This is a genomic window from Alkalinema pantanalense CENA528 (assembly GCF_050753345.1).
Classification (GTDB): Bacteria; Cyanobacteriota; Cyanobacteriia; order Leptolyngbyales; family Leptolyngbyaceae; genus Alkalinema; species Alkalinema pantanalense.
In genome coordinates this window covers 17,752-27,573 of the sequence record NZ_JBLZFX010000080.1, presented here as the reverse complement: position 1 = coordinate 27,573, position 9,822 = coordinate 17,752, and the positions used below count along the sequence as shown (strand labels likewise).

General features: G+C 52.1%; 8 protein-coding genes. 4 read left to right on the top strand and 4 right to left on the bottom strand.

Annotated features, from left to right (window positions below; all coding sequences use genetic code 11):
* Positions 1–4,056, top strand: a 4,056-nt coding sequence (locus ACN4EG_RS20620; protein WP_431632073.1) for an alpha-2-macroglobulin family protein, incomplete at its 5' end; no start/stop codon positions are given.
* Positions 4,057–4,099: 43 nt separating this feature from the next.
* Here the strand turns inward: ACN4EG_RS20620 and ACN4EG_RS20615 are convergent.
* Complete coding sequence (locus ACN4EG_RS20615; protein WP_431632072.1) at positions 4,100–4,381, bottom strand: hypothetical protein; 282 nt, start codon at positions 4,379–4,381, stop codon at positions 4,100–4,102.
* Positions 4,382–4,599: 218 nt separating this feature from the next.
* Positions 4,600–5,055: a hypothetical protein gene (locus ACN4EG_RS20610; protein ID WP_431632071.1), complete on the bottom strand. Its 456-nt coding sequence runs from the start codon at positions 5,053–5,055 to the stop codon at positions 4,600–4,602.
* A gap of 259 nt (positions 5,056–5,314) precedes the next feature.
* On the opposite strand from ACN4EG_RS20610, the gene ACN4EG_RS20605 reads away from it, so the two are divergent.
* Positions 5,315–5,542, top strand: coding sequence for a hypothetical protein (locus ACN4EG_RS20605; protein ID WP_431632070.1), 228 nt, complete (start codon positions 5,315–5,317; stop codon positions 5,540–5,542).
* A 121-nt stretch (positions 5,543–5,663) separates the two neighbouring features.
* Here the strand turns inward: ACN4EG_RS20605 and urtA are convergent, their stop codons facing one another.
* Complete coding sequence (gene urtA, locus ACN4EG_RS20600) at positions 5,664–8,249, bottom strand: urea ABC transporter substrate-binding protein (RefSeq protein ID WP_431632069.1); 2,586 nt, start codon at positions 8,247–8,249, stop codon at positions 5,664–5,666.
* 2 nt (positions 8,250–8,251) lie between these two features.
* A complete protein-coding gene (locus tag ACN4EG_RS20595) occupies positions 8,252–8,641 on the bottom strand; it encodes a hypothetical protein (RefSeq protein ID WP_431632068.1) in 390 nt (129 codons plus the stop codon).
* A 183-nt stretch (positions 8,642–8,824) separates the two neighbouring features.
* Here ACN4EG_RS20595 and ACN4EG_RS20590 point away from each other — a divergent pair, with 183 nt between their 5' ends.
* Positions 8,825–9,037 (top strand): hypothetical protein, encoded by a 213-nt coding sequence (locus tag ACN4EG_RS20590; protein ID WP_431632067.1) that lies wholly within the window; start codon positions 8,825–8,827, stop codon positions 9,035–9,037.
* Between the two features lie 53 nt (positions 9,038–9,090).
* On the top strand, positions 9,091–9,621 hold the full coding sequence (locus ACN4EG_RS20585; RefSeq protein ID WP_431632066.1) for a phycobiliprotein lyase: 531 nt from the start codon (positions 9,091–9,093) through the stop codon (positions 9,619–9,621).
* The last annotated feature ends 201 nt before the right edge of the window (positions 9,622–9,822 follow it).

Sequence of the window (9,822 nt, the reverse complement as noted above, 5' to 3'; positions counted from 1 at the left end):
GCTCCCACCCCCTGCGCCACCGCCACCACCGACTCCGCCGGAATGGTGCAATTCACCGCCGCCGAGTTGCAATCCTGTATGTCCACGGGAGCCAGCGTCTTCGCCGACGCACCAGAATTACTGACGATCGTCCGCGAAGATAAAGATTGGGCCTTTTCCCGTAGCCAAGAATGGAGTGGCAGTTATGGCTATGGCATCTACGCCGGATGGAACGGTAGCCAACCAGAATCGCGCGGTACTATTTTCTCCGATCGGCAACTCTACCAACCGGGGGAAACCGCTTGGTTCACCGGAGCTGCCTACTACCTCAAAGCCGGACAACTCAAGCAGGATAAAAATACCCCCTACAAGCTGACCCTCAAAGATCCCCAAGACAAAGCAACGGATCTGGGAACGCAAACCACCAACGAATTTGGCACATTCTCGATCGAACTGCCGATTGCAAAAACGCAACCCTTGGGGATCTACACGATCGAAGCTAAAAATCGCAATGGCGTCGAAATTTTAGGAACGTTCCGAGTCGCAGAATTTAAACCGCCTAATTTTAAAGTCGATCTCGCCCTCGACCATGCCTTTGCCCGCGCCGGAGACACCATCAGCGCCCAGGTGCAAAGTCAATATCTCTTCGGTGCGCCCGTGGAAGGCGGCCAGGTGGAATACTACGCCACCCGCGAGAAAACAGACTTCACACCCAAGGGCTGGGAGGACTGGAACTTTGGGCGGCAGTGGTTCTGGCCGGAGGAAGAACCCAGCGTCGAATCCGATGTCTTGCAAACCCAAGCTGCCTTAGATCCCAAAGGTCAGGGCCAACAAAGCTTTACGATCGCCGCCGACCTGCCCTATCCCATGGTCTACCGCCTCGACGCCCAGGTGAAGGATGTCTCGAATTTATCCGTCGCAGATTACAAAACCGTTGTTGCCCTGCCCAGCGATCGGCTAATTGGCCTCAAAAGTTCCTTCGTGGCCGATGCGGGCAAACCCTTTGCCATCCAAACGATCGTCACCGATGCCCAAGGGAAAGCCGTTGCCAACCAACCCATCAAACTGGAACTACAACAGATTCTTTACAGCAGCGTCACCCAGGTGATTGAAGGTAGCCAACGGGGACGCAACCAGGTGGAATATAAAACCGTGGGTCAAGTGGAAGTGCGATCGGGTGAGCAAGCCCAAACTGTTAATCTAACACCACCGGAATCCGGTTCCTATCGTATCCGCGCCAACTTTGCCAACGCCAAGGATGAAATCACCGCAACGGATTTGCAAATCTGGGCCACGGGTGAGCGATCGGTCTTTTGGGGCAGTCGCTACCGCAACAATCGGCTTGAACTGAAGCTCGATAAGAAAACCTACCAACCGGGCGAAACGGCCAATGTCGTGATCCAATCGCCCTACCCAGAGGCGGATCTGTATTTTGCCGTGATTCGCCACAAGACGCTGTACAAAACCATCACCAAAGTCAAAGGCGGTGCGCCCCAGATTCAATTTAAAGTCACGCCGGAAATGCTCCCCAACGCGGCGATCGAGGCTGTCCTCGTGCGCCAAGGGGAACCGCTGGAGAAATTGCAACCGGGAAGCTTAGACAACCTTGTCCACATCGGCTTTGCCCCTTTTAAAACCACCCTAGACCAGCAGTACCTCAAACTGCAAATTCAACCGGAACAACCCACGATCGTTCCCGGTGGTGAAGCTAAGGTACAGTTCACCCTGCAAAATGCCCAGGGTAAGCCGACCCAGGGACAAATTACCGTCATGGTCGTCAACGAAGCCGTCCTACAACTGACGGGCTACCGTCCACCGGATTTGGTCAAAACCGTCTACGCTGAACAGGCCATCTCGACCCGCTTTGCCGATAACCGCCCCGATGTGGTGCTGGAACCCTTGGCCTCCCCGATCGATAAGGGCTGGGGCTTTGGGGGTGGGCTGTCCGGTGGCTCGGGGGATACGCGCATTCGCAAGGAATTTAAACCGATCGCCTACTACAACGGTTCGCTGATTACCGACGGCAACGGGAAAGCCAGCATCCGCTTTAAGGTTCCCGATGACTTAACTACGTGGCGAGTCCTCGCCGTTGCTACCGATGGCGCAATGCATTTTGGTAATCAGGATGCAACGTTTATGGCAACGCAACCGTTAGTAACCAATCCCTTATTACCGCAATTTGCCCGCGTCGGCGATCGCTTTGCCGCAGGCATCTCTGTGACCAATAACACCGGGAAACCGGGCAGCTTCAGCAGTCAGGGCAGCTTTGCCGGAGCACTGCAACCGCTCAATAATCAGGCTGCGACGGTACAGGATAACCTGGAATCAGCCACCAAAGCCTATCGTTTCCCGATCGTTGCCACCCGTCCCGGCGATGGCACCATGCAGTTCAAGAGCACGCTGAACGGCAAAACCGATGCCTTTGAGTTGCCGCTACTGGTGAAGCCCTTGGAGATTACGGAACAGGTGGTGGAAACGGGGGCCACGGAACAACGGGCCGACATTCCGCTGCAAATTGCGGCCAATGTTGCGCCAAATGTGGGTGGTTTAGACCTTTCCCTGTCCAGCACGCTGATTCCCGAACTCCAGGAACCCGCCCGCCAAGCCTTGGAAGATCTAGAGTTTCCCCTCTTGGAACCCGCCGCCAGCCAACTGTCGATCGCGGCCAGTTTACAGGTGCTCAGCCAAACCTACGGTCAAAGCTTCAAGGCGTTTAATCCGCCGAACCATGCCGCCCAATCCTTGGAACGCCTAGCCAAGCTCCAGCGCTCCGATGGGGGATTTGCCAGCTTCCCCGGCGATGCCACGTCCGATCCCTTTGTGTCGCCCTATGTGGCGGAGGCGCTAGGACAGGCGATCGGGGCGAAACTATCCGTCAACGCTGCAATGATTAGCCAATTGCAAGGCTATTTGCAAAAGGTCTTAACCAATCCGGGACAGTATCCGTTCTGCAATAGCCAACGCTGTAAGGATCAGATTCGGTTACGCTCCCTGATCGGATTGGCATCGCTGGGCGAAAAGCGTAAGGATTTTCTAGGCGATTTGTACGATCGCCGGGAGCAATTCGATGCTGTCGATCGGATTAAATTAGCACGATATCTATCCCAGTTCCCGGATTGGCAAACGGAAGCGAAAACACTAGCGACTAAGATCCAGGAAACGGTCTACGAAACGGGTCGATCGGCGGCGATTAATTTACCTCGGCGCTGGTGGTGGTTCAGTTCACCCACGACGGCTCAGGCGGAGGCCACGCGCCTATTCATCACCCGCAAAGCTTCCCCCGCCCTGCTGAATAAACTGGTGTCGAGTTTGCTGGCGCTGCGGCAACAGGGCACTTGGGGCTGCACCTATTACAATGCCCAAGCCCTTACCGCCCTCGTGGACTACAGCCAATTGCTCCCCACGCCGCCCAACTTTACGGCCACGGTGGCCCTGAATAACCAAACACTCCTGTCTGAGAAATTCCAAGGCTACGAAAAACCCAGCATCGATCGCACGATCGCCATGGCCGATCTACCGCGCGGACGGCAAACCCTGCAATTCGCCAAGACTGGCACAGGAACCCTCCATTACCTAGCGGCCTACCGTTATCGGCCCCAGGGCAATCCCCCCGGTCGTTTCAATGGCTTAAGTGTGGTGCGATCGATTCATCCTGCCAACCAAGCAACTACGCTCTGGACAATGGGTCTAGGAGCTACGGAGCAACCGTTAGTGGTCAAGCCGGGGCAGGTGTTTGATATTGAATTAGCTATCACCACCGACCACCCGATCGATCACGTGGTCATTACCGATCCCCTACCCGCAGGCTTTGAAGCGGTCGATACTGAGTTCCGCACAGCAACACCCTATTTTGCCAACCAATCCGATAGTTGGCAGATTGACTATCAAACGATTTACCACGATCGGGTGATGGCCTATGGTCGCCATTTTGAGGCAGGGGTGTATACGTTGCATTACCTTGTGCGATCGGTCACGCCGGGAACCTTTAGTTATCCGGGTGCGGAAGTGCGTTTACAGTATGCGCCGGAGGAATTCGGGCGATCGGCCTCGGCCACGGTGCAGGTGCAGGGGTCTTAAGTAAAAAGCGGCAACGGGTGACATTCCATCGTCCCCCTTCTGTTTAGTGCTTCTTTTTAGGCTGATTCCACGCCTGATAGGCCGCCAAACTAGGGCCAATGGGAATTCCTTCCTGTTCGAGTCTTTGATTTACCTGCTGACTCAACCGTTGAAGCTGACTGACCCAAAGCGGCATTTCACCGCCGGACAGCATTCTAAATTCTAATAACCCATCGCGCCAAGTCAGCTTTTCTAAGCGATCGCACAGACTTTCGATCGATTGCTCAGAATTCGCTGCAATTTTTTGGATTTCTTTCATTTCACCTTGCGTCAGTTTCAGTTCCATGATGAGCATTCTCTCAAGTATCTTGAATAACTAAACTAGTCACACTGCTATTCATCCTAAAATCAGTACACCAATGATGATGTGATGATGATCAGTTGGAAGTATGATTCACAGATAGGTAACGATAAAGATAATGAATAGATGCAGATAATTTTACTCATCAACTGACTAACTTTCGAAACTCTAGTTCAGTGATTTATAAAGTATGCTCAAGCTAACTATTTCAAGTTATGATTTTTATCGTATTTTTGAGCTAAATTCCATTTTAGATAATGATTAATTTTTTTGATTGCATCCTCTACTCGCCAACGAAATTCTGTTTGAGAACGCAGTTCACGTAGAAGGACAGGTTTAACCAGATGCTTCTCTAGTCGCTGCTTTGTGCGCGCAATATAGGCAAGCCCCAAGCAAGCATTCGCTCGGACTGTATCACTTGAATGTTCAGCTAGACGCAAACATAGATCTTGTGCATATTTCCAGTCAGGGAAGGTTTCGCCGACTGCCAATGGCAAAATTAAAAGCTCTTCTATCGTTCCAACATTCAATAATGTCTCAATTTCCTCTTTTGTATGCAGAATTGGCAGAGGACGATAGATGCGTGGTAGTGAGTCAGATTCTGAATTGCTCATCAGTGGATTCAATATCAGGCATTGCTGAATAGAAATATGATTCATTAAGGGACAGGCTTATCACCAAATTTGAGGTAGTGCAGTAACATACGCCTGCGGCGGGGCATAGCCCTACGGATCGAGTGCTTCAGCATCTCTACGGACTTAGATAGCACAACGTCTTGCGATGCAACCGAGCCAGATAATGTCTCAATGCGGTTTGACACGGATTGTAACATTCGATCGGGCCACCCTACTTGTCCTGCGCAAAAGGGTGGCTTTAATTTTTGGGATTTCCTCCCCATCTACAACCAGGAGAAATCCCATGTTTATTGGCTTTGGCGGCCCCGATCGCCCAGAAAATTCGATCGATGATTCCCGCAGACCGTTCCAAATCTACCTGCTCGGCACCCGCGAAGAAATCCAATCGACGATCAATCAATTGCAAGTGGTGCGGTTTTGCGAGCGCATTCGCTGGAGTCCCCCGATTCCCGTCCTCGGCTCCGATTGGAAATACATTAGCATGATGGAACGAGATCGGGCAGCGGAGTAAGGGGCGATCGATTGAATTGAAAAACCGGGATTTTTAGAAAATCCCGGTTTTTGGAGATAGCGAAAAATTGTATGTAGATTTGATTGTGTCTAACTCCGATTTTTACAAAATACCTAAAAACTCAAAGACCTTTGTACTTAGCACCTTTAGCAGGATCAGACCAATCACAGATATAGCCCTTAGTTTCAGGCAAAAATTGGTTCCATGGCTGAGGTTTTATAGCTTCCTTAGTTTCATAAATAATTTTGAAAAGACCGTTATCTTGTACTTCTCCAATCCGAACAAACTTTGATAGATGATGATTAGTTTCTAAAGTAACCATTCCTTCGGGCGCATCAAAAGTTTGACCATAAGCAGCTTTCTTCACTTTTACTAGATCATCTACGGTACCAGCTTTTTCTACAGCCTGTTTCCATAAATATACTGCAATGTAAGCAGCCTCCATCGGGTCATTCACAACTCGATTAGAGCCATACTTGTCCTTAAAAGCTGACACAAACTTTTTGTTGCTAGGAGTATTGACTGTTTGAAAATAGTTCCAAACAGCATACTGACCTTTGAGATATTCCACCCCGATTGCTTGCACTTCCTCTTCCGAAATACCAACAGACATCGTGGGATATTTATCGGGCCGCATCCCTGCATCTTGTAGCGCTTTAAAAAAAGCAATGTTGGTATCACCATTGAAGGTGTTATAAATCACGCCACCGTTCGGTAGCGCCACTTTAATTTTGGAAATTAGAGGGGTGATTTCAGTATTGCCGAGAGAAATGTAGTCTTCTCCAACCACTGCGCCACTCAGGGCTTTGAGTTGGGCTTTAATGATCGTATTAGCGATGGAGGGAAACACATAGTCCGATCCCACGAGGAAGAATTCCTTGCCCTTATTTGCTAGCAACCACTGAACCGAGGGTTCAATTCCCTGGTTAAGTACAGCTCCTGTATAAAAGATATTTTTGGAGCATTCTTGACCCTCGTACTGCACGGGATACCACAGCAGATGATTTTGGGATTCAAAGATAGGTAAAACTGATTTACGACTTGCCGAAGTCCAACAGCCAAAGACAGTTGCGACTCGATCCTGAATAATTAGTTTCTTTGCCTTTTCCGCAAAAGTTGGCCAATCTGAAGCTCCATCTTCAGTAATGGGTTCAATTTGATTTCCCAGAATACCTCCAGCGTTATTGATTTCCTCGATCGCCAGCATTTCAGCATCTACAACACTTTTTTCGGAAATCGCCATCGTGCCGCTGAGGGAATGCAGAATTCCAACTTTGATGCTACCACCACTGCTTACAGGGGGTTGACTAGGCGAATCTGTTTCAGGGCTGGGGGGTAGGGTCGAAGATGAAGGTCTAAGACTTGGAGATGATGACGTTGGAGGTTGCTTATCAGGCTGTCCAAACTGTAACAATCGTGTCATTACAACTGTTCCCACAAACCCAGCCCCACCAAAGCCTACAACGGTCAAAAACTTTCTGCGCGTCCACTGAGGAAGTCTCACCTCAGGGAGTCTTACCTGAACTTGAGGCTTCCTCGTTGGAGAAGTCGGTATAGGCTCAGTGATCCGAACTTTCGGTTGGGGGGGCGGAATTGGCTCTGGTAATGGCGTAGGTAAAGGTTCTGATACTGGATGGGCCACTCGCGGCACCCTAGCCAGCATCGGCTCCACATCCTCATCCCGCAGGTTCAACATCCGCTGAAACTCCCGCAATTGCCCTAACACCCGATCAGTCAAGCCCCCATAATGCTGTGCCGCCTCCTGCACCGCCTCCCCAAACTCCCGCAGATTGTCCCGCCGCTCTCGATGGGGTTTTAGCTCTGCCGCCTCAATCTCCTGCGCCTGCGCCTCCGTTAACCCCAACTCCAACCGCAACCGATTCAAAATCCGCCGACCAATCAGCCCAATCTCACCCTCCTCAATGTACTGATTCACCCGCTTGCGATAACGCAACACCGGATCATCCGCCGCCGCCCGCGCAATCACAATCTGCTCCCCATCCCGCGCCGCATAAATCTCCGGCCTCATCGCCGGAGCCGCCGTCTGCACCTTCTCCCGCACATAGTCATGCAACGGCCTCATCGCAATCTCCGACGCCCCCTCCGGAGCCGCAGCCCCCGTCCGCAGACCCTCCACCAAATAGCGCGTATACACCGACAACGCTTCCCCTTCCTGCTCCAGCGCATACTTCGTCGAAGTCGCCGCCGTCAGCACCGCCCGTCCTTCCCCCCCCAGTTGCCCCCGAATATCCACCTGGTCAGCATCCATCGCCAAAAAGCCATCCGGAAACGCCCCACTAAAGCAGCAATCCAAAATCGCCACCTGCCGCCGACAGAGCGAATTTGCCATCACCTTCAGCACCAACTTGGCATCCACCGCCGTCCCAATATTCAGTGACCCATTCTGAAATAGCTCCGTCTCCCTGGTCGCAAAATAAAAATCCCCACTCAGATCCTTCACCCCATGCCCGGTGAAGTAAAACAACAGCAAATCATCCTTCTGGGCACGGGCAAACACCTCCCCCACCTGCCGCTGCATCGTCCCCACATCCGGATTCAACAGCGGAATCACTTCATCAAAGCCGCCTACTTGGGGGTTTTCCAACACTTCCCGCAGCGCCGTCACCCCATTGGCCGGACAGCGCAACGGCTTCAGCCCCACCCCAAACTCCCCGACCCCAATCAGCAGCGCAATCTTCTTCGCCATCCCTAATCCTCAGCCAACTTCTTTGCGGCTGCCACTAGTTTATCCAGCGTCGCATCCAATTCCTCCGGTCGCACATTTTCTACACTAAATTTGCGTCCATTCGCCTCCACCGTAAAATTAATCGGCTTCCCCGGAATACGATCGCGCACCTCCCGCACCAACTTCTGCAAATTCGCCAAACTCACCTCCGCCTGTAGCAGCCCCAGCAGCCACGCCGCTCCCATCCCGCCTTCAGGTACCTCTGGATCCGCCACCCGTTGCACCTGCTCCACCTCATCCAATTCCCGCAACTCCTGCAACTGCGCCACCGTAAAGCGCTCTTGAAGCTCCTCCGGCAGATCCGCATCTGCCCCATGCCAATCGATCGTCAACCACAGTTTTCCCTCAGCCATACCGCCTCCTGTAGAATTCTTTTTCCACAGTATACGCAGTCCAATTTGAAGCGCCGAATTTTTACCTCAGATGCCTAAAACCATGGTCAGTCTCCTATCACGGTGGGGTCTACCTAACTTACCGGGTTTACCATAGAAAAAGCGCGATCGAACGACCCATTGCTGTTATCTCCAGATTCTCCCATGCAGCATAACCCAACATTATCTGCGACCCGTAGCCACGACGCCTTTCTAAACGGCTACGCCCCCGAAGACGAAGGACTTTACGACGACCTCCTATCTGAGCCAATAATTGCAGAATCGGCCTCAACAGAATCAGACTCAGTTGCACCACCCAGGAATTCTAGCCAGGATCCCAGCGAAGCATCGATCGACGGCCTCCGTCTCGTAAAATAGGAGATTGCAAAGACCCATAACTGCAACTCATAGCAAAAGGACTTCAATCATTCATGGATATCCAGGAGTTTTTTCAAAAATCCGCTGGCCGCTGGTCTTCCATCAAAAGTAACCACCACGTAAACGTTACTCAGCAGCAAAGCGGCAAATCCACCCTCGAAATGCAACTCCTGGAACCCAGCGATGCCGCGATCGCCCAACTCTGCGAAAAACAAGGCATCACCCCCAGCCAAATTACCTGCGCTGCCCGAGTCCAGTGGGACGGCTTCGTAGAAGGCGAAACCAGCAACCAAAAAGGCTCCCTTGTCATGGCCGCGATCGCCCATCCCGAAGATCAACGGCAAGGCAAACTCCTCCGCGCGATCGGGAACTTCGGCGTCCCTGCTCCCGCTGGCGAATTTGCCTTTGGGGAAAACAACGAAATCACCATCACCACTGAAAAAGAAGGACTGCTCACCGTCGAACGCATCTGGTACGAAAGCGACAACGTCCGCCTGCGCCACAGCAAAATCCACCGTCCCGATGGTACCAGCAGCGTTACCTTCTGCTCCGAAGTCCGCCTAATCAGCGCCCCCGCCAAATAACCTGATGTGAGTTCGATAAATTCCTGGTATGGCTCGATCTTTGGGGCTGCTGCGTAGCGAACGGGGAACGTCTGTCCCTCCGGACAGTTTGTGCTGGCACAGCGTCAGAGCAATGATCTTACCCCCTGCCGCCAGGGACTCTACGCTCCTGACACCCCAATGAATCTCCGTCCAAGCACAGGGGATTTGTGAGGGACAATT